The sequence below is a fragment of the Pedobacter sp. genome (assembly GCF_039594775.1).
GTDB lineage: Bacteria > Bacteroidota > Bacteroidia > Sphingobacteriales > Sphingobacteriaceae > Pedobacter.
The window spans coordinates 595,702-621,764 of the sequence record NZ_JBCNMT010000001.1; the positions used below are offsets into that span (position 1 = coordinate 595,702).

Genomic DNA, 26,063 nt, shown 5'->3' on the forward strand with positions numbered 1-26,063 from the left:
GCTCCATTTTTGTTATAAACGGGGGCGTCATTGCGAGGCAGAGTGCATAAAAAAGCCCCAATGTTTAACACTGGGGCTCTTGATATACTTTATGGAATGGCAGTCGCCAACTGAAAACGGTTAACTGCCAACAGTACTAATCTTCAGCTCTTTCAACTGTTTATCATCAATAGTGCTTGGGCTATCAATCATTACATCTCTGCCCGAGTTGTTTTTAGGGAAAGCAATTACGTCTCTAATGCTGTCTAAGCCAGCAAAAAGAGAACATAAACGGTCGAAACCGAAAGCCAAACCACCATGTGGCGGTGCGCCATACTCAAAAGCATCTAATAAGAAACCAAATTGTTTTTGCGCTTCTTCATCGCTAAAACCTAAATGTTTGAACATTAAAGCCTGCGTTTCTTTATCGTGGATACGGATAGAACCACCACCAATTTCGGTACCGTTCAATACCATATCGTAAGCATTAGCCCTTACTTCTCCTGGTTTGGTGTCTAACAAAGGAATATCCTCTGGTTTTGGCGAAGTAAACGGATGGTGCATGGCATGGTAACGCTCAGATTCTTCATCCCATTCTAACAGCGGGAAATCTAACACCCAAAGTGCCGAGAACTTATTTTTATCGCGTAAACCTAAGCGTGAACCCATTTCTAAACGCAGCTCGTTCATTTGTTTCTGAACCTTTTCTTTCACGGCGCCAGCTAATACCAACACTAAATCGCCAGGCTTGGTTTGTAGCGCTGCCGACCATTTTTTCAGTTCCTCTTCGTTATAGAACTTATCTACCGATGATTTTAAAGAACCGTCTTCGTTGTGGCGTAGATAAATTAAACCAGTAGCACCAATCTGAGGTTTTTTAACAAAGTCGGTCAGTTCATCTAACTGCTTGCGGGTGTAATGCGCACAACCTTTAGCGTTAATGCCCACTACCAATTCTGCATTGTCAAAAACCGCAAAATCCTTACCTTTTACAATATCATTTAACTCTACAAACAACATCTCGAAACGCGTATCTGGCTTATCGGAACCATATAAACGCATGGCGTCGCTGTATTGCATACGAGGTACTTCAGGCAAGTCAATCCCTTTAATTTCTTTGAACAAAGTTCTGATCAATCCCTCAAAAACATTCAAAATATCCTCTTGCTCTACAAACGACATCTCGCAGTCAATTTGTGTAAACTCAGGTTGTCTATCTGCACGTAAATCCTCGTCTCTAAAGCATTTCACAATTTGGAAATACCTATCGAAACCAGAAACCATTAACAATTGCTTAAACGTTTGCGGCGATTGCGGCAAAGCATAAAACTCGCCAGCATTCATACGACTAGGCACCACAAAATCGCGGGCACCTTCTGGCGTTGATTTGATTAACACAGGCGTTTCCACCTCGATAAAATCCAATCCATCTAAATACCTACGTACCGATTGCGCCATTTTATGACGTAATACCATGTTGTTGCGTACCGGATTACGACGTAGATCCAAATAGCGATATTTCATGCGAAGATCATCGCCACCGTCGGTTTCATCAGCAATTAAGAACGGAGGCAATTTAGCCGCATTCAAAATCTCCAAAGAAGTCACCTTGATTTCGATATCTCCAGTTGGGATTTCCTTATTTTTATTGGTACGCTCAACCACTGCACCGGTAACTTTAATCACGTATTCGCGACCAAGTTCACGGGCTTGCTGGCACAAATCGGCATTATCGTTCATGTTAAATACCAATTGGGTAATACCATAACGATCGCGGATGTCGATAAACGTCATTCCGCCCAAATCCCTAGAGTTCTGCATCCAGCCGCACAAGGTTACATTTTCGCCCAAATTTTCGAGGCTCAAAGCACCGCAAGTAGTTGTTCTTAACATATTTATTCGATGTTTAAGCGGCAAAAGTACGAATTGATTTACGATTTTAGATTTACGAATTTAGATTTAACCCGCATTCCCCTAAAATTTACTCACTCTGCCGCTGTTTCCACTAAGTCTACGTACCAATATCCCTTCGTATCTTCCCCTTCGGGCGATGGGTAGGGCTTGAATACTTTCTCTCCTAAACTAAAATTGATGGGCTTTTTAAACAATGGTCCATCAAAAACGAAAGTATGAAACTCCCCATTTTCGCCACATGGATCTATACCCGCAGGCAAGTCATCTATAAAGCTTTCATCTATCACACGTCCGCAAAAATCTTCGAGACCTTGCTGGGTGCAAACCACCATAGTTCGGTAACCCAAGGAAAGAAACTCTTTTAACACCTCCCTCGTATCCCTTTCCCAGAGCGGAAATTCAGCTTTCAAGCCAATTTCGGCAAGTTTACTTTCCCTATAAGCTTTCAAGTCGGCTAAAAACAAATCGCCAAATATGGCGTGTGTAATCCCCTCTGCTTTGAGCTGCATTAAATGCTTGTTCATCTCCAGCTCATAAGTGTCCATATCGGGCAGTTCCGGCAACCGAACCTGATGCAAAGGAATTCCCAAGCTTTCGGCCTGCTGCACCAACAAACTTTCGCGTACGCCGTGCATGCTCACCCTGTTAAAAGCGTCGTTTACGGTCGTGAGCAGGCACTTTATTTCGAAACGTCGATTTTGTAAAATATGATGCAGCGCCAAACAACTGTCTTTCCCGCCGCTCCAATTAAATACACTCTTTATCGTGTCCATTACTCAAAATTCGGTATTTAGTTTTAGCTATTAGTATTTAAAATTGTATATTTAGAAGAGCAATTCCAGTTTTTCAATTAACGTTAGTCCTGCTTTGCACTACAACTCCTCGGCTATGCTGCGCTTGCCTGCGGGGTTTTCGTTGCAATCAGGTCTAGTTAAATCAGGTCCACATCACCTATTTACGGAAACTAGCGGGCTCTACTGTACAACTCGCTAGCTGCACCATGCCGTTATTCCAGATTTAGTCTAGGATCTTAATGCGCTATAATTTTACAACCAACAAGGCCAACCAACTAAAAAACCAAATACCCAACAAACCAATCTATTTGCAAATCTCTAAGAGATACACTAGTTTCGATGAAAAACCGATTGTGAAGAAGCTCTTCACAAATGAACTTACGTAGTGCCTTTCTTTTAATTAATCTTATGCAATTGATCATCATTATTTTAATCATTGTTGGAGCCGTTTCTGTCGGTTTTATATTCCTCGCTACTATGGGATTTCGCAAGAAAAAGGCATTTCTTAAAGCCGAATTGGCGTCGCTTCCATTTCAGGGGATTATATTGAACAAGCAAGCTAAAACCTTCCACGGCTTAATTGGAATTGACGAGCGCAGTAAGAAATTGGTACTAATACAGACTGGGTTAACGGTCCTTAAAACTTATGTCATTAATTTTAGCGACATATTGAGTTGTGAATTAAATATTGGGACTGGCCGGGTATCAAACGGATCAGAATTTGGTTTGATAAAAGCAGAATTAAAGATCTTGGTCAAGGATACTTCCTTTCCCAGCCACAGATTTGTGTTTTATGAAAAAAACGCAGATAATCTCAGACTGGCTAAAAGTTTATCTGCTCAAGCTGAACATTGGAGAGACACCATCTCTGTAATTGTTAGCATAAGAGATGAAAAAGCTAATCAATCATAAAACTAGCTTTATCCTTGTGCTTAAAAGCCTTGCAAATCTCAACGCCTTCATTTATGTTGGCTTGTCTAAATAGCTATAATGCATGATCTTAAGGAACATTTAAGCCAGAAATTGGAGCTTACGATATCCTTTCCTATTATCGTCATCCCAGATTTAGTCTGGAATCTTTAAGCGACGTGCATTTAACCCAAAAAACTAACCTATTTGCAAATTTCAAAGCCTTCATTTATCTTGCCTTATCTAAATATCTCAGGCTCGATACGAAAATTGAATTTTACATTAAAGCTTCCCAAAGCCAATCATATTTAGGTGTGTATGCGTTACTAAGTGGCGCTTATATGTTAGTTCGCCGTAATATTAAAAGACTAAACGACAAAACAAAATGATGCCAAAATTTTTAGAGGAATTTAAAGACAAACTTGAAAAGTTCAGACTTGAAAGTATAAAAATAAAAGCAACACCAATCAGTAAAGAAGAAAATCTAACTTTTACACAAAGTAAATTTTTAGGAAAACCATATTTGCCAATTAGTATTGATTATCCAAAGGACAAATTGGGTAATCCGATGATACTTTTGGCACAAATTAACTTTGCAGAAATACCATATCTTGAAAATTACCCAACCGAAGGTATTTTACAGTTTTTTATTTCATCAACGGAATGGTATGATATGGACGATTATAAAATCCTTTTTCATCCAATTATTGAAAACGAGTACCAAACAGATTTCTCGTTTTTAGCTGAGAAATTGTATGAAGAAAGCCCTGTTTATTGTGAACATAAATTGGCTTTCGAAAAAGTTATTGAATACGGAGGATATGAAGATTTTAGATTTGATATGGACTTTAACGGGGACAGCTATTATGACTATCAAGAAAAACTAACTGACGAACAAAAAATTGAAATGGACAATATTCTTGATGGGACTGGCCATAAAATAGGTGGATATGCTTTTTTCACACAGTCTGACCCAAGAGATTATGGCAATAACCAAAAAGACGAAATTCTACTTTTACAAATTGACACTGACGAGCAAATTATGTTTGGCGATTCTGGAGTTGGAAATTTATTTATTAATCCCAAAAGTTTAAAAGAAAAAGATTTTAGCCAAGCGTGGTTCAATTGGGATTGTTGCTAAAATAAGCCGAAAGAAATACTACGGCTAACAAGGGTTTTGCGTCAGGCGGGGCTGACGTGCAAAATTGGAGATTTGTGCTTCGATTGCGGTCACTACACCAAGCCCCAAACGTTACCTGTAATTGCTACTCAACTGCATGTTTAAAGAATATAAACAGTCAACAAATCTTACTGACCGAAATCATATGAATGACATGCTTGAAGCTAAAGTGGAGAAGAAGATTCATTAAGAGAATACGCTTAACTCCAATTTGTCAAAAAAAATACCGTAGGGTAACCCCTACGGTATTTTTAAAAATCATTAACGCTAGTTTTTTATAATCTTTTTTACTAGGGGTATATTACCGTTAAACTTTAGTAAGTAGATGCCCGAAGCTAGATTGTTTAAACTGATCGCTGTTTGCGTTGTAGAGCCATCTAATGAGATTTGTTTTACTATTTTACCGTTGCTATCTATAAGTTGTATCTGATGATAAAGGCCTGCCGCAAACGCCACATTAATAACATCCTGTGTTGGGTTTGGATAAATTTCTACTTTGTTATCAGTTAAAGACACATTAACCACCCGTACGCCTAAATCCGTTAGTTTACCGTTAATGTCTTGTTGTTCTAATCGATAATAATTAATCCCATTCACTGGTTTTCTATCGTAAAAAACATAATTATTCCCAGTTGTTGTATTTCCAAAACTCGCCACTTTAGCAATCTCATCAAATTGCTGGCTGTCTCCTGATCGGGAGATGATAAATTGTTTGTTATCCGTTTCAGAAGCGGTTTTCCACTGTAATTTAACCACTCCTGTGTTTTGCAGGGTAGCATTATAGTCAACTAGTGTAACTGGCAAAGTTACCTCAAAATAGGTCAATGCTTTTGCCATAAAAGCGGTAATTTGTGGTTGAGAAGCAGTTTCTAATGGGAATCCCAGATAAATAATTCCACCAGGCGTTGTTCCCGATCCAAATGTACCTTTATAGGCAATTCCGCCAAAACTTCCTGCGATATTGTAATTTAAGATTGCTGTTGCGGTGCCATAAGGACTGATATGATCAGGATATCTTGCTGTATAATTCTCTCCAAGATTGAGTGTTAGGCCCGCGAATAGAGTTCCTGTCGTGCCTGTCACGGGATTGGGATTGGCTATAGTTATATCGCCATCATTAACGAAAGTTGCCTTTAAATAGTTATTCAAAAAGGGTATATCGTACTCAGTAGCAGCAGACCGGTTTAAGTTGAATGCAATTTCTGACCCTGTAATGAGAAGTTTTCCACCATTATCTAAGAAAGATTTGACTTTTGCTTTATTTGTTCCGTTAAAAATTTTGTCAGCGCCAGATTCGTCACCGTTAAACCATAACACCATATCGTAGTCGCTTAATAAAATGGTTCCTGCGTCTATCATCTCGTCGGCAGCAGAATTAATTCGCAGGGTGGCGTTATCTCTTAGCGTATTAAAGTAAATGGCAGAAAAATTATGCGATTTTGATTTATAATCGTTAACTCGATCAAATGCATCAACAATAAGCACCTTTGGCCCTGTGGTCACATTTACACTTCTGCTATAAACATCACTTGGCGCACTTTCCACATCCGGATTAACGCCATTGGTCACCACCGCAGTCAATTTAAAATGAACTGCATTTGTTGTAGGCACCACTAAAAATTGACTTGGGCTTAAACTCACACTTGTTGTGGTGGCCGTTAAGGTAGATTCGTCAGCAGCTAAGGCCCAACCACTAAAATCATCATCTAAGGCATAATATAAACGATACCCTTTCAATGTAGGCTCGGTGTTGGCTTTCCATGCCGCATTCACTACATTATTACCTCCTGTACCTGTAATGTAATATAGCGTTGGTAAAGAAACCGACGGAATGACAATACCGCCGGCAATTCTGTTCAATAAATTTGTCCAACGTGCAGCAGTCAAATTAGGGCAATCGGTAGCTCTAACATCACTATGGCCATAAATGCCGCGGTCCCCATTAACTGCTCTTCTTACTCTTGGAATATTATTTCTATTACAAACATTTATCGCTAGGTTTGCCGCGGCAACTAGCATGGGTTCGCTGTCCCACATGGCCAAGTTGGTCGTTAAAACTTCATGTTCTGTACTTATGCCTCCACCATTATATTGCGTAACGCCTTGTGCATAAGCTCTGTCGCTCTCTCTCACTACCTGCGATATTTCTCCATCAGAATTTCTAATCACATAATTTGCGCTTGATAGTTGACTAGTACGCGTACAATCTCTAAACCAAGATATGGCACCAGCGTAGGTTCCAGTTGCAATGTAATGCACAAAATAGTAATCGATGTTATAGCCGTTTCGCCCTGTAGCATAATTACAAGTAGAAATTCTGTCTACTGCAGTTGGATAATCAGTATTTGTATTAGCAACATTGTTGCCATTGTTATTTTTTTTTACAGGTGCAGTTTTATATTCAGGAATAGTAATGGGTTGAGCGTCAATTTGAATGATTTCTCTCCAGAGAGATACCGTTTTACTTCCGTTTTTGATCACATTGTAAAAACTGGTGGCTAACGAAGTCTTCATTTCTTCGTCGCTTAAACCCGTCAAATTTCTAGTTGCCTCAAACCAATCCGCTAAATTAGCTGATGCAGGTTTGCCTTTTTGATAATAGGCTAATAGCGCAGCTGCGGCTCTAATATTTGCTTTGGCTTCATTTTTTATATCGTCAACCTTTAAATTCGTCAAACTTGCAGCAAGTGTAATTTGTTTAATATTACCCGATTCTATCAAACCCATCATGCCATAAGAGCCATAAAAAGAGGCCCCTGTTTGTGCCCAATTGCTTTGTACCTGAGCGGCAGCTTTCAATATAATTGCAGGCACCCGAAATTCAGCTGCTGCGTCATCAAGATATTTTTCTGTTGTGGCCACAGAAGGATGCGGACGATTTAACACCTCGGCTAGGTTTTCATGGCCATCGTCACCATGTTCATATTCAATAACTACTCCTTGGGTTTTAGCCGATTGATTTTGTTTTTCTATCGCGGCTTTACGGTCGCGGTCAGTATTCGAAAGAAAGTCGTTCATGTTTCTTTGCAAAAACACATCGCCGTTTCCATAGACCTGTTTTTTTATTGGCGAGCTTAAATTTTTATCTACCAATTTAATCAAGTCTTCGTTGGTTCTTTTTTTGACTTGTGCAATGGCGCTATACGACACAGCAAAAACCAAAACAATAGTTTTTAAAATAAAAGGTAATTGTCGCTTCATATTGAGTTTATTTGGTGAAAAGGTTTAGTTGAAAAAGAATGCAAAAAAGAGCATGCTTCACTTCGTAAATAACTGTTTGATAGTATAATTCTAAGAATAATAAATTAAAAATGCAAGTTAATGCGGGTTTGTGTTTCAAATAATGTAAAAACCCGCAAAAACTTTAGAAGTTGTATTTTTGCGCTCCAGGCGATAATTGGCAATATTTGAAGAGCAATACCTGTTTTCCAATTTAACGGTAGCCCTGCTGTACGTTTCAACTCCTCGGCTGCGCTGCGCTTGCCTGTGGGGTTTCCAATACCATCAAGTCTAATTAAATAAGGTCCTTCTAATCTATTTACGGAAACTAGCATGTGCTAATATGCAAACGCTGTCTGCTCCATACCGTCATCCTGACCTCTAGCGAAGCGGAAAGCCATGCAATAAATTTATTTCAGGATCTTAATGCGTACTGTTTCCCTCTCCTTAAAAAGGAGAGGGCTAGGGAGAGGTTTCTTACCAAACACCTCACCAACCAACTCATTTGCAAATTTCAAAGCCTTAATTTATAATTGCATCATCTAAATATCTTGAGCTTGATCCTCTCCGTTGAATTATAGCATTTCACGTAAAGTTTCATAAAGCCTGCCATATTTAAGGTATACACACGTGCTATAATATGACGTGTAGAGATGAGTTTGCGACAATAAAAACAACTATAAATTAACGATGATAGAAAAACTGAACATTGTTTTTAAACCTTTCATTTTTACACTTATTGGGCTAATAGTAGGGTATACCTTAGTGCATTGGCTAGTTTTTATTAAACTTGATCTCTTCTCAATAAAAGATATAATTACAAATTTTGCTATTCCAGCCGTACTCACCGCTTTGGCCATTTTGTTTTTCTTACGACCCAATTTTAAAGCCTTAAACCTCGATACAAAACGTGGAAATTGGAGAGACTTTTACAGTTTTATAGCTTGGATTGCGCTAACAATTCCATTGATAATTGCACAAGAGTACGTTGTAACGGCTACAGGAAAACTTACTGCACTAAATTCTATTAATGAAATCGGCAATTCGGCTCCAACAAAATACTATTCTTTAAAGAAGCATTATATTAACAAGAAAGCTATTGCAACCCATTCCGAATTTGACGTAAGTGGCAGAAACAGTGATAGCTTTAATATGCACATCTACATTGCAATGCCAATTTTTGAAAACGAAAATGATACTTTAACTAAAGCACCATTGGCTTGGTTGGGCGTTGCATACCACAAATCAATTAGTAACCGACTTGAAGGGCCTGAAAAAGAATTAAAATTTAAAGCGTTTGCAGAGGCAAGTCAAGTGGATTTTAATCATAAAGATGTTTCTGAGTTTGTATATCTAGACAGAATTGGCAGCTCTGACGCCAAAGAAGGATATGTGGAGGCAATCAGAAAAGAGCCAAACTACAAAGCAAATGAAACAATTTTAGTAGGGATTAATGAGCCCTTCAGCGCAAGAAACGGAAAAAAACTACAATGGGTTTTTATCTCGAGTCTTATTGGGTCAATGGTTTGGCTTTTAATGTCACTCATTCCTAAGACTGATCAAAAACAACTTAACAGAATAAAGGCAGGTAAACCCGATAAGGTAGCACAAAAAGAAGTTAAAGAGTTTTTTGATTTCTTAATACCTAAAGAAGGATACTTTATTACACCTATACTTATTTACATTAATGTCGCAGTTTTTCTATTAATGGCAGTAATGGGTTTGGGCTTTATCTCTTTCAAAGGAGATGATCTGTTGAACTGGGGAGCTAATTTTAAACCCTTAACCACACATGGGCAATGGTGGCGCTTATTGACGAGTACATTTTTACACGGTGGACTAATGCACTTATTAGCCAACATGTACGGACTTTTGTTTGTAGGGATTTTCCTTGAACCACTTTTAGGGAAGGTGAGATATGCCTTGATCTATTTAGCAACAGGAATTTTAGCAAGTGTGGCCAGTATTTGTTGGTATGATGCAACGGTAAGCGTTGGTGCTTCTGGTGCAATATTTGGACTTTATGGACTTTTTTTGGCAATGCTTTTAACAAAAGTTTACGCACCTAATGTTGCTAAACCATTTTTAATAAGCACCTCCGTTTTTATTTGCTTTAATTTGCTGATGGGATTGACAGGAGGAATTGACAACGCGGCGCACATTGGTGGGCTTTTAAGTGGTTTTTTAATTGGAATAATTTTGTCTCCAACCTTAAAACGAAAAGTTGAGGCCCAAAAACCGTCGCTGGTTTAAGTGTCCGCTTGCGGTCAATAAATCAAAATTGGCACCTAAAACTTTGTCTGTTGATCGTTGAAGATAAACTAGTAAGGCAAGCTTAAAATGATAGCACAACTAAAGCAAAAATGGAAATAGGACAAAAATTTAATAAGCTTACTGTAAAGGAATACTTTTTTTACATTGATAATCATAAAAAGTATAAGGATTTTAATACGCTCGGACTTTACCGTTCCATATTAGAAAATGAAAAACTCACGCTCGACGATAAAATTGCCGTTAGAGATTATGCACATAAAACATTCCTAAAAACATTTGAATTTCTTCAACTCAAAGATCCAAAAACTTTTGTTGAAGTGGAGCATTTAGGGCAGGAGTTAACAAACGGCGACGAGCAAAATCTTTGGGACAACATAAGAAAAAATCAGCAACGGATTTTAGAAGACAAAAGAATTAAACATAGAAATTTTGGTGATTACTCGAAACATAACTGCGGATATGAAACTTGTGTCTGGAATGGAATAATGATAAGGCAAGGTTCTTGGCTTATGGAAAGTGAAATACACTTTGACAGCGATAAAAAGGAATATATGGCAAAGCTAAAATCTGAAAAACGTAAGGCTGATAGAAAAAACGCAAGGGGATTGATAAAAAAAGAACTTGAAAGCTGAAAGTAATAAATCGGGATTAGTTTAAGTGTTTGCTTGCCGTCACTTAAATCTAATATTGGCTCCGAAAATTTATTTGCTTTTAATTAGTGCTATCACCAAACTTATCAATCTTTAACTACTTCCATTTTACTCGTCAAAAACTTTCTCAACAACATAAAATATACAATAATACCTACCGCCAGCAACAACATACTAGTATAGTTAGGTGCTCATCCATTCTACAGTAAAGCATATCGCGACGATAAGACTAAATATACACCAAACGTACTGTCTAGATCTACTAGGTCTGTTAGTATAATCCACGCGATTGTCGTACTCTTCCAGCTTAGTTGTTCTGGCTAAATAATACATAATTGCAGATAACGCGTAAAAGAAGAGCGCACATTTAATTTAATATGTTTTATTCAAATGCAACTTTCGAATGTAGATTACAGCCAAATCCAAGGTTTTTCGGAAGCTGCCGAACATGCCCTTGAATGTAGGGCACGAGCGTATTTGTCACTTATTGCACCAAGCCATAGAACAAACCTGTGTAGACTTAATTTGGGTGTTTATGGGTTACAAAATAGATCATCGTAATATCAAATGACTGTTGTACACCTGCGGCTGTTTCTCGCAAGCGCCGCTGCAACATTTTATCGGCACGCTAGAAAGCCAGAAATTGCTAGACCTAATGATGAACAGCTACCGAAGGATACGGCAAGATGATTTCTCTTTCGGAGGGAAATCGATTTATCGCTTTTTGGAATTGGTGCAAAGCTTCTTAGAACTGGCGGATGGCTTATGCCAAGAACGATTCCTGTTGTTGGAAGGTAGTTTCCCGAAGAAAGAAGTGGAGTTAGTGGGAAAGGTTTTGTGAGGAGAGGTTTATAAAGGAAGCCTGTTTGGTTTAATAGATCCTTCGCTGCGCTCTGGATGACAGGGAGGAGAGTAGTTAAATAGGAGATCGCTTCGTGCCTCGCAATGACGGCCTCTTGGCATAGCGACGTGTAAGCCGATAAAACGTGAGCATTTCCTTAGGTGTTGTACTTGCAAGCTGGGTGCAGAAGTGTTGCAATTCTGTCCGAATTAGAAGTTCCACTCACACGTTTCAGCCAGCGCTATAAAAGTTTTATTGCGCTGTAGCGAGCTAGGCAAAGCAGCCTTGAACTTTTGTTTCTTTTGGTTCAAGCCAAAAGAAAAAGGCCCGCCGCCGATGAGGCGAAGAAAAGTTTATAACTGTAGGAGCATAGCCAAGGATTAGCTTAAGACTAGGAGATTGCTTTCCCGAAGTATCGGGACTCTTACCTAGGCCTCGCAATGACGCGATATGAGGGGCTGTTGCATAGAACTGTCGTGTTGCTAAGCATGAAGAATGGCCTATCATATCGAATATACAGCATTGTCGCTCGCATACTCTTAGCGTCTCCATTTAATCATCTCCTCAGCTAATTATCACATCATCTCATTCGCTAATTAAAAATTTCTTATTTTGCACCAATGCAGTTTAAAGAGATTATTGGACAAGACGACGTAAAGCAACACCTTTTACAAACCGTAGCCGAGAACAGGGTAAGTCATGCCCAATTGTTTCTTTCGCCTACGGGAAGTGGCGCATTGCCTTTGGCTATTGCCTATGCCCAATACATCAACTGCACCGAAAAAACTGCGGATGATAGCTGCGGCACCTGTGCCTCATGCCGTAAATACGAAAGGCTGATCCATCCCGATCTGCATTTCTCTTATCCCTTCTTTGCTTCAAAAGATGTGAAAATAGCTACCGATGTATTGGAAGAGTGGCGAAGCATGGTGTTGGAAAATAACTATTTCGACCTGGATATTTGGCGCTCCAAGCTAAGTGCAGATAACAAACAGGCGAATATCAATATTGCCGAGTGCCACGATATCATCAAAAAATTAAGCTATAAGGCCTTTGAGGCCGAAACCAAAGTATTGATCATGTGGTTGCCCGAGTTTTTGGACCGGGAGGGGAATGCACTATTGAAAATTATTGAAGAACCACCTGCCAACACCCTGTTTATTTTGGTTGCGCAAAACCAAGAACAGATTTTGTCGACCATTCTATCGCGTACGCAAATTGTAAAAATACCGAAGTTGGATGATGCAACGGTGAAACAATACCTGATGGATAAGGCCAATCTTTCGGAAAATCAGGCGGAAGAATATAGCTTTTTGGCTGATGGCAACTTGATCGAGGCCAACGCCCTGCTTAACGACGAGGCCAATAACAATGCAGGCTACTTTTCGGAGTGGCTAAGAATGGGCTATGGTAATCGTGTGCCCGATATGATGGCGTTTACCGAAACTGCGGCAAGTTGGGGAAGGGAAAACCAAAAGAATTTTTTAAAGTACGGCATCAACTTTTTAAGAGAGTGCGGACTGTTGCTAAGCGGAGCTGATGCTTTGGTGAAATTGCCGCCACAGCACTTTGAAGTGGCCAAAAAATTATCGGCGCACGTGTTGAACATGGCCATGGTAGAGGCGCTCATTAACGAGTTGGAAAAGGCTCATTACCATATCGAACGTAATGCGAATCCAAAAATTCTGTTTTTAGATGTATCTTTACAACTGGTAAAAATTATTAAGTTTAAAACGCTCCCGAAAGGGACTCAATATATATATACGTAATATGGGATGTGGAAGTTGCTCTACCGGAGGCGGTTGTGCCCCCGCTGGCTGCAAAAGTAATGGCTCTTGCCTTACTGGAGGTTGCCAAAAAATGGAAGTACACGACTGGCTGTCCAACTTGGATATGCCATCTAATTATAAACCTTTTCAAATCATCGAAGTTAAATTTAAAGGCTCTAGAAAAGAGTTTTTTGTCAACAGCGATGATATTTATCTGGAAATAGGAGAACTGGTAGCTGTAGAAGGCCCAACTGGCGGGTATGACGTAGGTCATGTGTCGCTAACCGGCGAGTTGGTGCGCATTCAATTGAAGCGCAGAAAGGTTCAGGCTAATCAGGTAACGCGTAAGATATATCGCAAAGCCACCGAAGCTGATGTAGAGAAATGGAAAATTGCCAAAGGCTTGGAATGGGAAACTATGCACCGTGCCCGCACATTGGCTTTGGACTTGAAATTATCGATGAAGATCAGCGACGTAGATTATCAGGGCGATAGAACCAAAGCAACTTTCTTTTATACTGCCGAGGGCAGGGTTGACTTTAGGGAACTGATTAAGAAAATGGCCGAAGCTTTCCGTATCCGTATCGAGATGCGTCAGATTGGTATGCGCCAAGAGGCTGGCCGTTTGGGCGGAATTGGTTCTTGTGGGCGTGAACTGTGCTGCTCTACCTGGCTAACCAACTTTAAAACGGTTTCTACGGCTGCGGCCCGTTACCAAAATCTTTCTCTAAACACCTTAAAACTTGCTGGACAGTGCGGTAAACTGAAATGCTGCTTGAACTACGAGCTGGATACTTATCTGGATGCTTTGAGGGATATTCCTGATCGCATTGATTCGCTACAGACTGAAGTAGGAGTGGCAAGACACCAGAAAACCGACATCTTTAAAAAATTGATGTGGTTTAGCTATGCCAACCAGGAGGACTGGATTCCATTAAAAGTTGACCGTGTAAAGGAAATTATGGCCATGAACAAACGTGGCGAAAAACCGAGCAACCTTAAGGACGAAGCCATTGAGCTTAAAACTTCTGCACCGGTTGAAAAGGTACATGATTATGAAAACGTGGTTGGTCAGGATAGCTTGACCCGTTTGGACGAAAAAAATCGTCGCAATAATCGCAATAACCGTAACCGCAACGATAAGAATAAAAGCCAGTCGGCACAAAACTCGGGCAATAACGGCGGTCAGAAGCCTCAAAACCAACAGAAACAGGGCCAGAAACCTCAAGATAGACCTCAGCATAGCCAGCGACCACAAAAGCCGGTAGAGGCCAAAGGAAATGACCAAGCACCAAAGGCTCAAGCGGAGGGACAGGGCACTGAGCAAAAGCGCAATAACCGTAACCGCAACAAAAACCGCAATAAAAACAGGAACAAAAACCAGTCTGATAACCAAAATAATGGTTAAGACTTAAGGAGCATGAATGAAATCAATCAGGAACATTAGCTTTAGCATAGCACTGCGTGTAAACACCTTAGCTTTTTGTTTAATTTGCATTGCCTTTATTTTTGGATGTAATTTTAATACGGTAATTGATACCAATCAAGGGGTTGAGGATAACCAATGGTTATATGCCAACACCGCAAAGGTCGATTTTAAGATTACCGATGCGACCAAACCCTATCAGTTAAACTTTAAACTGCGCATTAATAGTGAATATAGGTATGCCAATATGTATGTACTGGCTACCTTTAGGGACGCTAAGGGACGTAAAAGATTGCGCTACCAATTTAAGCTTGCTAAGGAGGATGGGCAATGGTTAGGCAAAGGTTCTGGTGATTTATATTCCTACACCTTTCCTTTGTTAAGAAACCACCGTTTTCCTGATACAGGCAAATACAGTATTGAGATTGAACAAAACATGAGGGATAATCCTCTGCGTGGTGTAAGTGATGTTGGTATTGAGGTCATAAAAGATTAAATTAATTTGTGCCCACACACTATAATAACTATTTTGGTTATTGATTATCTATAAGGAACCTTGAATTGGGCGTAATATCCCTTGGGGAAGAAACTAAATTGTATTGATATGATGAAGAGATTGCTGGTAGCTTGTCTGCTGTTAATGGTATTTTCGGCAAATGCCGCCGAAATTAAGTTTTTGGAAAACCCAACTTGGGCTACGGTGCTTGAACAGGCAAAGAAAGACAATAAAATGATTTTTTTGGATGCCTATGCTACCTGGTGTGGTCCTTGTAAACAAATGGATGCCGAAACCTATACGAATCAGGCCGTGGCCGATTATTACAACGCGAACTTCATTAATGTAAAATACGATATGGAAAAGGGCGAAGGCGCAATGCTTGCCGATCGTTACTACGTATCTGCTTATCCTAATTTGGTTTTTATCAGTCCTGAAGGAGTAATGCTCCACAAAGGAGTGGGCTTTTTGGCCGCCGATGATTTTTTAGCTCTAGGAAAAACAGCTAAAAATCCACAAACACAATATTATACCTTAAAGAAAGAAGCACAGAAGTTGAGCAATGCACAGTTCCTAAAGTTTGCCGAACAAGCGGTTGAGCTACAGGACGAAGACTTTGGTTACATCAGTAAGGACTTTTTGGCTGCAAAGCCTGATATTTTGGGCGATGCCGATTTGGTGGAGTTGTTGATGAAATATGCCTTCACGCTACCTAAGGAAAAAGACCTGAAATACTTTGCCGATAATAAGAGCAAGGTGTTAAGGGCGGGTAAATATACCGAAGATGATTTTAACGAGCGTTTGGTGAGCTTGGCCATTCAGTTCGCCTTGTCGGAAGAAGTTCAGGTAACTGATGAGGTTGATTTTGAAGCGGTGAAGGGTATTTTGGACAAGTACATTCCCGAACAATCATTTTTTGTGTTCAACTACTTTAAAACTCAATATTTCTTAGAGAATAAGGAAATGGAACCAGCATTGAGTGCATTCAACGAAATTATCGACCATCCTGATAAGGTTGGCTATCAACAGGTTTGTAATGCAATGATGGGTTTTGGACCAATCCTACACGAAGAAGGAAAATTGGATAAATATTTAGAAAAGTTTAACGCGATTAAAATCCCCGCCAAAGATGCTGCTCAAGCGTACCTGAAGGACTTTGTAAAAGCGATTATCTATATCAAAACCAAGCAAACGGATAAATTTAAGGAAACGGCCAATACCATGTTGGCAAGTGCCAATACACCTGAGGACGTGAAAAAGGATCTTAGACAGGCTTTGCAGAACATAGGGAATTAGTATTTTTTAAACCACTCATTCATCTAATTTATTTTATTTGAACCATCTAAGGCATTTAAGATATTTAATTGCGTATTGCCAAATTCAGATGGGCTAAAGCGTCTAAGGAGTTTTAATTATTTTTTGAACCACCTAGGACATCTAAGAACATTTTAGGGGATAATGCCAAACTTAGATGAACTAAGATGTCTAAGGTGTTAATCATTTTAACCATCTAAAGCAAAGGTAATAGTTGCTCCAAGGCCATTCCGCGGCTTCCTTTTAATAGGATAAGTGAATCGTTCCAGTCTTGGGTTTTAATGAAGTCGGCGGCTTGTGCGGGTGTTTCGAAAAAGTAAGCTTCATAATTGCCTTTTACCTCAAAAAAGTGGTGTCCCACAAATAATAAGGTATCGATGTTGTTTTGAAGTGCCAATGCGATGATTTGTTGGTGCTGCTGGGTCGATTCTGGTCCCAATTCGAACATATCGCCCAAAATGGCTATCTTTTGAATTGCACTAAGACTATTCAAGTTGGAAATAGCCGCTGCCATACTGCTAGGGTTGGCATTATAAAAATCGCAGATTACCGTGTTACGACTTGTTTTGGTAAGCTGCGAACGGTTGTTGGTCGGAAAGTAATCGGCCAAACCCTTGTTGATTTCCTGTGGGCTCAACTTAAAGAAGCAGCCAATGCTGATAGCCGCTAAAATATTTTCGAAATTATAGGTGCCCGTAAGGTTGGCTTTTGCGGTATGGGTATTACCTTCAAACGTCCATTCAAATTCAATCAACGGATCGCTATGTTTTAACACACCATGAACGGCATTAGGTTCTATGATATTATAATGAATGATGTTTCTGGCTGCGGCTTTGGCCACCATTTCCATCAGGTCGAGGTTTGCAGCATTCACAAACACATCACCATTGTGGGCACTTAAATAGGCGTATAGCTCGGCCTTGCCCTTTTTTACCCCTTCAAAACCTCCAAAGCCTTCCAAATGTGCCATGCCCACGTTGCTGATTAGGCCATGAGTAGGTTGGGCAATGCTGCATAGCAGTTCGATTTCTTTCTGGTGATTGGCGCCCATTTCGATTACGGCAATTTCTATATCGTTGCCAATGCTCAAAATAGAAAGCGGCACACCAATATGGTTGTTCAAGTTTCCTTTAGTAGCAAATACCTTAAAGTGTTCAGCCAATACCGCCCTGATTAGTTCTTTGGTAGTGGTTTTGCCGTTGCTGCCCGTAAGCCCAACAATAGGGATGTTTAATTGCTGGCGATGGTGCTTGGCAAGTTCCTGCAAAGCTTCCAGCACATCGTTTACCAATAGAAACTGTTCGCTTTTGGCAAAAGTAGGGTTGTCTATAATGGCAAAGGCAGCACCCGCTTCCACGGCTTTTTCGGCAAACTCGTTGGCATCAAATTTTTCGCCCTTTAACGCAAAAAACAAACACCCTTTGGTAATCATTCGGGTATCGGTACAAATTACCGGGTATTTTAAATAATGCTGATAAAGTTGCTCGATACTTGTCATGGTGCCAAATCTGAATAATGCTCTGTAAAATTACGAATGCTTAAGTGAAATCAAATATTCTTTTAGTATTATTGATTATAAGATTCCAACAACATGAGAAGAACCATCCTAATTTTCTGGCTTAGCTTTATTTGTGCGCCGCTGTTTGCCCAGCTACAGACCCCCGATGCCTTTTTGGGCTATGAACTGGGAACACATTTTACCAACCATCAAAAGGTAGTTGATTATTTTAAAGATGTTGCCTCCAAAACTGGCAATGTAAAACTGCAGTCGTATGGAAAAACTTACGAAGGAAGGGAGTTGCTTATGGCTGTAGTTTCTGACCCTAGTAATATGGCAAGGTTAGATCAGATCAAGGCGAATAACGCAGCGATTTCCAATGGGGATAAACGCATTGCCTTAGATAAACAGCCCGTAATTGTGTGGTTGAGCTATAACGTTCATGGTAACGAGGCTAACTCTACCGAAACGGCAATGAAAGTATTATACACTTTGGCCACGGCTAAAGATGAAAAAATAAAAACCTGGTTAAAGAACACCGTGGTCATTATTGATCCTTGTTTAAACCCTGATGGACGCGAGCGGTACGTAAGTTATTTTAATAGTGTGGTGGGTACAGAGCCCAATCCTGAACCAAGCGCTCGTGAACACTATGAGCCTTGGCCGGGCGGCAGGCCTAACCATTATTATTTTGACCTGAACAGAGATTGGGCTTGGCAAAGCCAGATCGAAAGCGAACAAAGGTTAAAGCAATACCACCAATGGTTGCCACAGATTCATGTAGATTTTCATGAGCAGGGATACAACGAGCCATATTATTTTGCACCTGCGGCGGAACCTATACATCAGGCGGTAACCCCTTGGCAACGCCAGTTTCAGGTAATTGTGGGTAAAAACAACGCGAAATACTTTGATGAAAATGGATGGCAATACTTCACCAAGGAAAGATTTGATTTGCTGTATCCATCTTATGGGGATACCTACCCTTTATATAACGGTGCTATTGGCATGACCTATGAACAGGGCGGGATTAGGGCTGGTTTGGCCATTGTTACTGCTGATGGGGACACGCTGACCTTAAAGGATAGGATCTCACACCACTTTACTACCTCCATGTCTACAGTGGAAACAGCTTCGGCCCATGCCGAAAAACTATTGGTGGAGTTCAGGAAGTTTTTTGAACAGAGCTTAGTGCCTACTTTGCCATATAAAACCTATGTAGTAAAGAGCCAAAACATTTCAAGAATGCGCAAACTTGCAGATTTGCTTACCAAAAATAAAATTGCTTTTGCTTTTGGGGCCGATAGAACCTTAAACGGCTATAGCTACGAAACACAAAAGCAGGAAACGTTTAAAGTAGAGCGAAACGATATGGTCGTGAATGTTGCGCAAAAGCATGGCGTATTGGCCAATATCCTTTTTGAGCCACAGACAGCAGTAAGCGATTCCAATACTTATGATATTACCGCTTGGGCCTTGCCTTACGCTTATGGTTTAAAGGCCTATGCAGTTAAGGAAAGCTTATCGGGATCTTTCTCCTTTATAGAAGAACAGAAGAAGTCGGTAAGCAGTGTGGCTAAGCCTTATGCCTGGGTCCTGTCGTGGGATGGCGTAGAAGATGTAAAAGTGTTGATGGCGTTACAAGAGCAAGGCGTTAAGGTGCGCATGGCTGAACAGAGCTTTACCATTGGGGGAGTGATATATAAAGCTGGCACTTTATTGGTATACAGGGCGGAGAACGAAAAGAAGATGCCCAATGTTCAAACAATCGTAGAAAAAACATTGACGCAAATGAATGCCAATGTGAAGGTGTTGAGTTCCGGCTTTGTAGAGAAGGGAAAAGACTTCGGTTCATCGGTGTACCGTCTGCTCGGCACACCAAAAGTGGCGGTATTGGCAGGGCCGGAGGTGTCATCGCAATCGTTGGGTGAAATTTGGCACCTGTTTGAGCAGCAATTGAATGTGCCTATCTCCATATTGAATGTGTCTGTTGCCGCAAATCTTGATATTCAAAAGGTAAATACACTTATTGTTGCCGATGGTTATTATAGCGATAAGCTTGCCGAGCAATTGGCGCCTTGGGTAAGCGCTGGGGGTAAACTGATTTTAATGGAAGACGCTATTGGCGCATTTGTAGGCAAAAGACCATACCAGATCAAAAGGAAAGAGGAGAAGCCCAATGATGCCAAAGGAAATGCCGTAGCTTACGGTAACAGGGGCCACGACGATTTTAGCAATAGCATTCCCGGAGCCATTTATAACCTGTACTTGGATACTACGCATCCCTTATCGTTTGGAGCAAATAAAAATTACTATACCTTAAAAACGGATGCCAACGTTTATCAACCTTTGGAAAATGGCTTTAACATTGGCCTGTTAAAGCCTGACAGCTACATGGCAGGTGTGGTGGGCACAAAAGTAAAAGATAAACTTTCGTCAGGCATGCTGCTTGCCTCAGAAGGCATAGGAAAAGGCACGGTCGTGTATATTGCGGCGCCGATCTTATTTAGATCTTTCTGGGAATCAGGTAAGCAATTATTTTTTAACAGTGTGTTTTTGGGAATCTGAGCTTTTAGCGATATTTAAAGAAGACATCCTTTATCAATAATAAAGGATGTCTTTTTTTTTTGAATGTTTCATGGGCAATAGAATTTTATATAGAAAAATGGTTAATTGTTTTGCAATCGGACATTTTCTACTAAAAGCTGCAATATTACTGTAAAATAATAGTGGCTCAATTGTTAAAAAATGTTAAAATAAAATTTGCGTTACAGTTTAAACTTAATATATTAGGCTATTAATTAACTATTAACTAACCTAAATTTCTAAAAGTTTATGAAAAAACTTCTACAAAGTTTGTTCATTTTGCTTTTTATTGCCTCGTCGGCTATAGCGCAAAATAGAACAATCACAGGGACGGTTACGTCTAAAGAAGACGGTCTTCCAATTCCTGGTGTGAGTGTAAAAGTAAAAGGGACGAACATTGGCGCATCAACCGGCGCAAATGGTAGATTTACCTTATCTGTTCCATCTAATGCAACCGCATTAGAATTTAGTTCAATCGGCTTTGCCGCCCAAACAATCTCGATTGGATCCTCAAGTACATTTAATGTTTCTTTGTCTGCCGACGCTAAAGATCTTAGCGAGGTTGTTGTAACTGGTGTGGGTGTGGCTACATCCAAAAAATTAGTGCCAATTGAGGTTGCAACTTTAGATTCGAAGGATTTCCCAAAAAGTGCAACAACAAACGTAACTCAAGCCCTACAAGGTCAGGTTGCAGGTGCGCAGGTTATTCAGCGTAGCGGACAGCCGGGAGCTAGTCCTCAAATTATTTTGAGAGGTTATAATAACTTAGGAGGAACTTCTCCTTTGATTATGATTGATGGAGTTCAGTCGAGTTCAGATTTATTAACAGATTTAGATCCAAACATTATCGAAAGGGTAGAGATTGTTAAAGGATCTGCTGGAGGTATGTTATATGGAGCACAAGGAGGTAATGGTGTAATTCAAGTGTTTACAAAAAGAGGCTTGAAAAACGCTAAGCTTAGCATTGATGTAGCGTCAAGATACAGTAATGACCGAGTGATCAGATTAAATGATTTGACTGCTAAAAATCATCACTGGGTTACTGATGCTTCAGGTAATATCTTATCTACTACTAACCAGCCAATTGCTCCTAGTGCTATTGGTGTTTGGCCAAATCCAACAGCTATGCCTTTTGGAACGGATAAAACTGTACAAAATAATAAGCCCATCCTTTTACCAACTTTTGATCATATCGATCAAGGTAACAGGGTAGCGAATACTTATTCAAATTCTATTAACATTAGAGGCGGTGCCGAAAAGTATGATTATGCGTTTGGAGCTTCACACCTGTCTCAGCAAGATGTTTACAGTAACAACTTTTCTAGAACCAACTTGAATTTAAACTTCGGTATTAATCCAGTGAAAGGATTAAACTTTAGAAGTGCTACGCAATTGATCACTACCAAAGAAGACTTGTTGGCTTCCAACCGTTTTAACTTGGTGAATTCCTTGCAATGGATTGATTTTACTTGGAGAAACCCTAATACCGGACAATTGGTGGTAAAACCAAGTACATTAACGGATGGAAACAATGCCTTGGCGGAAAGAGAAGCTAGGGAACGTTATAGTAAAACACCAAGGATTGTACAAAATTTCAACCTTAACTATAAGTTGCCGAAATTTTTGGAATTGGATGTGAAATATGCGTTAGATGCCAGAGCTTGGCAACAAAGCGATTTCTATTTTAACCAAACAGGAAGAGCGCAAACTGTTTTCTTCGGGTCTGATATCAATGGTAGTATAAGTAAAGAATTTGAAAATTATAGAGTTCATTATGGAGCGGCCAGCGCTTTCTTTAGAACAGATTTTCAAAGTGACTTCAATTTAGACTTACCTATTAAAACAACAACACAAGTTACCTATGATGCTAGAAAAACATTAAGTGATTATTTTTATGCTCAAGGTGTAGCTTTACCAGCTTATCCACCATATACCTTATCTAGTGCAACTACAAGAACTGGTGGCGATAGCTATAGTGAACTATTGATTTATGGTTTCTTGGTAAATCAAACTATTGATTATGCGAACTTATTTGGGGTGTCTGTAGGTTTCCGTTCAGATTATTCTTCTGCATTTGGTGGCCAAAGCAAGCCTGCTACGTTTCCAAGGGGAACAGTTTATTTTAACCCATCGGAACTTTTTAAAAATAAAAACTTCATTACCAACTGGAAATTGCGTGCTGCCTATGGTGAAGCGGGTGTACAGCCAGGTACTTATGCAAGACAAGTTACATTTGCTAGAGGTAATTTTGGTGAGAGTGGATCGACATTATATACTAGATCTACAGCCAATAACCCAGAGTTGGCAATCCAAAAAACTACAGAGTTAGAGGTTGGTACTGATTTAAATATGAGACCACTAAAAGGTAACTGGTTAAGTAATGCCGTATTGAATGCTACTTACTGGAGAAGAACCTCTAAAGATGTAATTCAAACTGCACCGGTTGCGCCTTCAACAGGAGCTACGGGTGTAACCGATAACTTAGTAGGTTTAAAGGGTAACGGTTTGGATATTTCCCTAGACCTTAATACCTATAAGTCTCAAAATTTTGACTGGAACTTTGGTCTAAGATGGGCTAAAACTAGATCATACATTACTGAAGTTGCTAACAATGTGCCTATTACCAATGGTGTGTTTAATTTAGCTCCAGGTGGCGATTTGGGTAACCTTTATATGCAAAGACCTTTAAGCCGTATTGATCAGTTAAAACCAGATGGAACCAGATATATCCCTGCAGCAAACGAAGCAAATTATACAGTGGTAAACGGCTATGTAGTAAACTTATCTAACTATAATGTAGTACTTACTGGGGCTGATGATTTAGCTGTGGTTGGTAACGTTAACCCTGATTTTACCGCTTCTTTCATCAACCGTTTTACTTTATTCAAAAAATTAACTGTTGGTGTACAGTTTGATTGGATAAAAGGTGTAAATATCTATAACCAAACAAGACAATGGTTGTATAGAGATAGACTACACGCAGATTTCGACGAGTCTATTAATATTGCAGGTCAACAAGGTTCTTTTGTGGCTTTCTACAATAGTTTATATAATACGAATACACCGTTATCTCACTTCGTTGAAGATGGTAGTTATTTAAGATTGAGAGATGTATCTATCACTTATGATTTGACAAATATTTTGAAACAAAAATGGGTGAGAAGTATCTCTGTTACAGCTACCGGTAGAAATTTGGCTACTTGGACCAAGTATAAAGGTTTAGATCCAGAAGCTACTGCAGCTTTAACAAACCAAGGCGGTACAATTTCAGGATTCGGTTCTTTTACTGGAGTTGACTACTATGGCGCACCAAACTTGAAATCGTTTCAATTTAGTGTTAACGTAGGTTTTTAATTAATAAGTATAAAATTTAATTCATAATAAAATGAAGAAAATATTAGCATTTTTTACGATAGTCTTGTTCTTGACTAATTGTAAAAAGTCCGATTTGCAATTGGATGATCCGAACTCTCCAACTCCAGGAGGGTCGCTGGCGACAGTTAAAGGGGTAGAACAGTTTGCATTAGGTATGTGGAATAAGCTTTATGTAGGCAATAACCTATTGGTTCATACCCTAAACCAACACAGTTTTATGGGTGATGAGCAGTGGAGTTCTGCCGGTAACTTTGGTTGGAGATATGCTAACCAGGTAGATAAGATTACTTTACCAGCACCTTACAATACGGTAGTCCCTGGAGTTCTGGTTTTAGATCAAGCTACACAGCTAAAAGCCTTGAACAATTTAGCGGCAACTAATGGTTCACAAACCAACGTTTTGGTATATGAGTGGAATATGGCCTATTTTTTAAATGGTCAGGCAAATTTCTTGTTGCAAGCCATTAATAACCCAGCAATTTCCCTGCCGGCAACTGAGAAATCGGTATTGCAAGCTTGGGCATATTGGTGGAAAGGTTTTGCTTATTCACGTATAGGCTCTATGTATATTGCTGGTGTAATTAATGATAAAACTGACGGTACAACAGATCCTCAATACAAAACCCGTCAACAAATCATTACCGAAGCAAATGCCAATTTTGATAAAGCAATTGCCTTGTTAACACCTATTGCAGCAACTGATGCTGTTTATACTTCGACCATGAATGCTATTATCCCAGCATTTAACAAGCCTACGGGAGCACCAGCTATTTCGCCGCAAATGTGGGTAAGAGGTATCAATACCTATAAAGCAAGAAATATTTTGGTAAATAAAAAGGTTGCAGACTTGACCGCTAGTGATCTAACCGCTATCAAAACATTAGCTACTGCTGGTTTGGTTCAAGGTGATATTACCTTTTTGTTAGGTATCTCTGCAGTTGCGGCAGAAGGTTTGTCTCCAAATAACCAACAACATATTTTCCTTTGGAACTCTAATGCCAACAATCCGGGCTGGATTTATCCGTCGGAGCGCTGGGTACAGGATTTTAAAGCTGGTGATCAACGTTTTGTTAAAGGTGTAAGTCTTTTGCCTACTCCTGAAGTGAACAGACAAGCTAGAGGAATTCAGTTCGGTTCACGTTACTTCATGACAGCTATTCAAAATGGTGGATATTGGTCAACAAATGCTAGAACTGGTTTTGCAAATTTTGCAGGATCATGGGAAGAAAATGCTTTAATGTTGGCGGAAGTAGAAATCAGAAATAACCAAGTGAACGTAGGTTTAGCTTACATTGATGCTGTTCGTGCTGCAAATGGAGCAGGTTTAGCTGCTGTAGCTAATACTGGTTTAACTCAGCCACAAGCTTTAGAGGAATTGAGAAGAGAAAGAAGGGTTGCTTTAACGCTTAGAGGTTTAGCATTTTACGATGCAAGACGTTGGGGCGTTATTACCAAAGCTAGTTTAGGTGGTGGTAGAGCAAACGCAAACGTGTTGGTGCCAAATTCAATGATTGGTGCTACTCCAGCAGGCGGTTTTACTGTACTTCCTTGCTTAATTGATTATAACTATATGGATTATTGGGATGTTCCAGTAACTGAATTTAGCTATAATCCACCAGCATCGGGTGGTCCGGCTATAGCAAACTAAGAAAGTAGGTTATAATAAATAAAATAGAAAAGAGGTGGGGCGAAAGTCCTGCCTCTTCGTTTTTTAGGAGGCTATTGGCCGCTATTTTCAACTAAATTTTTATTGATTTCTCAAACTTGTAAGTATTCATTATATATATATAATGAATAACAGAAAGGTGATTGCAAACCCTATTTATTCTTAATAATGCT

At 39.7% G+C, this 26,063-nt stretch carries 16 protein-coding genes; 11 read left to right on the forward strand and 5 right to left on the reverse strand.

Going from position 1 to position 26,063, the window contains the following annotated elements; translation table 11 throughout:
• Positions 1–120 precede the first annotated feature (120 nt).
• Positions 121–1,872, reverse strand: a complete 1,752-nt coding sequence (gene aspS / locus ABDV71_RS02730; protein ID WP_343530889.1) for an aspartate--tRNA ligase — start codon at positions 1,870–1,872, stop codon at positions 121–123.
• A 92-nt stretch (positions 1,873–1,964) separates the two neighbouring features.
• Positions 1,965–2,666: a diphthine--ammonia ligase gene (locus ABDV71_RS02735; RefSeq protein ID WP_343530890.1), complete on the reverse strand. Its 702-nt coding sequence runs from the start codon at positions 2,664–2,666 to the stop codon at positions 1,965–1,967.
• 429 nt (positions 2,667–3,095) lie between these two features.
• Between ABDV71_RS02735 and ABDV71_RS02740 the strand changes: the two genes are divergently transcribed.
• Both ABDV71_RS02740 and ABDV71_RS02745 read left to right on the forward strand, forming a co-directional pair.
• Positions 3,096–3,599, forward strand: a complete 504-nt coding sequence (locus tag ABDV71_RS02740) for a hypothetical protein (RefSeq protein ID WP_343530891.1) — start codon at positions 3,096–3,098, stop codon at positions 3,597–3,599.
• A 382-nt stretch (positions 3,600–3,981) separates the two neighbouring features.
• Complete coding sequence (locus tag ABDV71_RS02745; RefSeq protein WP_343530892.1) at positions 3,982–4,737, forward strand: DUF1963 domain-containing protein; 756 nt, start codon at positions 3,982–3,984, stop codon at positions 4,735–4,737.
• 306 nt (positions 4,738–5,043) lie between these two features.
• On the opposite strand, the gene ABDV71_RS02750 is transcribed toward ABDV71_RS02745, so the two are convergent.
• Both ABDV71_RS02750 and ABDV71_RS02755 read right to left on the reverse strand, forming a co-directional pair.
• The gene (locus ABDV71_RS02750; protein ID WP_343530893.1) at positions 5,044–7,977 is read right to left on the reverse strand and encodes an N-acetylmuramoyl-L-alanine amidase; all 2,934 of its coding nucleotides are present in this window, start codon (positions 7,975–7,977) and stop codon (positions 5,044–5,046) included.
• Positions 7,978–8,081: 104 nt separating this feature from the next.
• Positions 8,082–8,330, reverse strand: a complete 249-nt coding sequence (locus tag ABDV71_RS02755) for a hypothetical protein (RefSeq protein ID WP_343530894.1) — start codon at positions 8,328–8,330, stop codon at positions 8,082–8,084.
• A 355-nt stretch (positions 8,331–8,685) separates the two neighbouring features.
• Here ABDV71_RS02755 and ABDV71_RS02760 point away from each other — a divergent pair, with 355 nt between their 5' ends.
• From ABDV71_RS02760 to ABDV71_RS02785, 6 genes are all read left to right on the forward strand, one after another.
• Complete coding sequence (locus tag ABDV71_RS02760) at positions 8,686–10,248, forward strand: rhomboid family intramembrane serine protease (protein ID WP_343530895.1); 1,563 nt, start codon at positions 8,686–8,688, stop codon at positions 10,246–10,248.
• 110 nt (positions 10,249–10,358) lie between these two features.
• Positions 10,359–10,901, forward strand: a complete 543-nt coding sequence (locus ABDV71_RS02765) for a hypothetical protein (protein ID WP_343530896.1) — start codon at positions 10,359–10,361, stop codon at positions 10,899–10,901.
• A gap of 1,479 nt (positions 10,902–12,380) precedes the next feature.
• Positions 12,381–13,529, forward strand: coding sequence for a hypothetical protein (locus tag ABDV71_RS02770; RefSeq protein ID WP_343530897.1), 1,149 nt, complete (start codon positions 12,381–12,383; stop codon positions 13,527–13,529).
• 1 nt (position 13,530) lies between these two features.
• Positions 13,531–14,937 carry a regulatory iron-sulfur-containing complex subunit RicT gene (gene ricT / locus ABDV71_RS02775; RefSeq protein ID WP_343530898.1) on the forward strand — a complete coding sequence of 469 codons (1,407 nt, stop codon included), beginning with the start codon at positions 13,531–13,533 and terminating at the stop codon, positions 14,935–14,937.
• A gap of 16 nt (positions 14,938–14,953) precedes the next feature.
• Positions 14,954–15,451 (forward strand): gliding motility lipoprotein GldH, encoded by a 498-nt coding sequence (locus tag ABDV71_RS02780; protein WP_343530899.1) that lies wholly within the window; start codon positions 14,954–14,956, stop codon positions 15,449–15,451.
• Between the two features lie 108 nt (positions 15,452–15,559).
• Positions 15,560–16,747 (forward strand): thioredoxin family protein, encoded by a 1,188-nt coding sequence (locus tag ABDV71_RS02785; RefSeq protein ID WP_343530900.1) that lies wholly within the window; start codon positions 15,560–15,562, stop codon positions 16,745–16,747.
• A 214-nt stretch (positions 16,748–16,961) separates the two neighbouring features.
• Here the strand turns inward: ABDV71_RS02785 and murF are convergent, their stop codons facing one another.
• Positions 16,962–18,263 (reverse strand): UDP-N-acetylmuramoyl-tripeptide--D-alanyl-D-alanine ligase, encoded by a 1,302-nt coding sequence (murF, locus tag ABDV71_RS02790; protein ID WP_343530901.1) that lies wholly within the window; start codon positions 18,261–18,263, stop codon positions 16,962–16,964.
• A 93-nt stretch (positions 18,264–18,356) separates the two neighbouring features.
• On the opposite strand from murF, the gene ABDV71_RS02795 reads away from it, so the two are divergent.
• The 3 genes from ABDV71_RS02795 (at position 18,357) to ABDV71_RS02805 (ending at position 25,872) form a co-directional block, all read left to right on the forward strand.
• On the forward strand, positions 18,357–20,831 hold the full coding sequence (locus ABDV71_RS02795) for a M14 family metallopeptidase (RefSeq protein WP_343530902.1): 2,475 nt from the start codon (positions 18,357–18,359) through the stop codon (positions 20,829–20,831).
• Between the two features lie 267 nt (positions 20,832–21,098).
• Complete coding sequence (locus ABDV71_RS02800) at positions 21,099–24,203, forward strand: SusC/RagA family TonB-linked outer membrane protein (protein WP_343530903.1); 3,105 nt, start codon at positions 21,099–21,101, stop codon at positions 24,201–24,203.
• Between the two features lie 31 nt (positions 24,204–24,234).
• On the forward strand, positions 24,235–25,872 hold the full coding sequence (locus tag ABDV71_RS02805) for a RagB/SusD family nutrient uptake outer membrane protein (protein WP_343530904.1): 1,638 nt from the start codon (positions 24,235–24,237) through the stop codon (positions 25,870–25,872).
• Positions 25,873–26,063 lie beyond the last annotated feature (191 nt).

Bases quoted from the DNA above. Each gene is read 5' to 3' on its own strand.
- ABDV71_RS02750 (WP_343530893.1), bottom strand. From the start codon at position 7,977: ATGAAGCGACAATTACCTTTTATTTTAAAAACTATTGTTTTGGTTTTT.
- ABDV71_RS02780 (WP_343530899.1), top strand. From the start codon at position 14,954: ATGAAATCAATCAGGAACATTAGCTTTAGCATAGCACTGCGTGTAAAC.
- ricT (WP_343530898.1), top strand. From the start codon at position 13,531: ATGGGATGTGGAAGTTGCTCTACCGGAGGCGGTTGTGCCCCCGCTGGC.
- ABDV71_RS02755 (WP_343530894.1), bottom strand. From the start codon at position 8,330: ATGCTAGTTTCCGTAAATAGATTAGAAGGACCTTATTTAATTAGACTT.
- ABDV71_RS02770 (WP_343530897.1), top strand. From the start codon at position 12,381: ATGCAGTTTAAAGAGATTATTGGACAAGACGACGTAAAGCAACACCTT.
- ABDV71_RS02745 (WP_343530892.1), top strand. From the start codon at position 3,982: ATGATGCCAAAATTTTTAGAGGAATTTAAAGACAAACTTGAAAAGTTC.
- aspS (WP_343530889.1), bottom strand. From the start codon at position 1,872: ATGTTAAGAACAACTACTTGCGGTGCTTTGAGCCTCGAAAATTTGGGC.
- ABDV71_RS02765 (WP_343530896.1), top strand. From the start codon at position 10,359: ATGGAAATAGGACAAAAATTTAATAAGCTTACTGTAAAGGAATACTTT.
- ABDV71_RS02795 (WP_343530902.1), top strand. From the start codon at position 18,357: ATGAGAAGAACCATCCTAATTTTCTGGCTTAGCTTTATTTGTGCGCCG.
- murF (WP_343530901.1), bottom strand. From the start codon at position 18,263: ATGACAAGTATCGAGCAACTTTATCAGCATTATTTAAAATACCCGGTA.
- ABDV71_RS02805 (WP_343530904.1), top strand. From the start codon at position 24,235: ATGAAGAAAATATTAGCATTTTTTACGATAGTCTTGTTCTTGACTAAT.
- ABDV71_RS02735 (WP_343530890.1), bottom strand. From the start codon at position 2,666: ATGGACACGATAAAGAGTGTATTTAATTGGAGCGGCGGGAAAGACAGT.
- ABDV71_RS02800 (WP_343530903.1), top strand. From the start codon at position 21,099: ATGAAAAAACTTCTACAAAGTTTGTTCATTTTGCTTTTTATTGCCTCG.
- ABDV71_RS02760 (WP_343530895.1), top strand. From the start codon at position 8,686: ATGATAGAAAAACTGAACATTGTTTTTAAACCTTTCATTTTTACACTT.
- ABDV71_RS02785 (WP_343530900.1), top strand. From the start codon at position 15,560: ATGATGAAGAGATTGCTGGTAGCTTGTCTGCTGTTAATGGTATTTTCG.
- ABDV71_RS02740 (WP_343530891.1), top strand. From the start codon at position 3,096: ATGCAATTGATCATCATTATTTTAATCATTGTTGGAGCCGTTTCTGTC.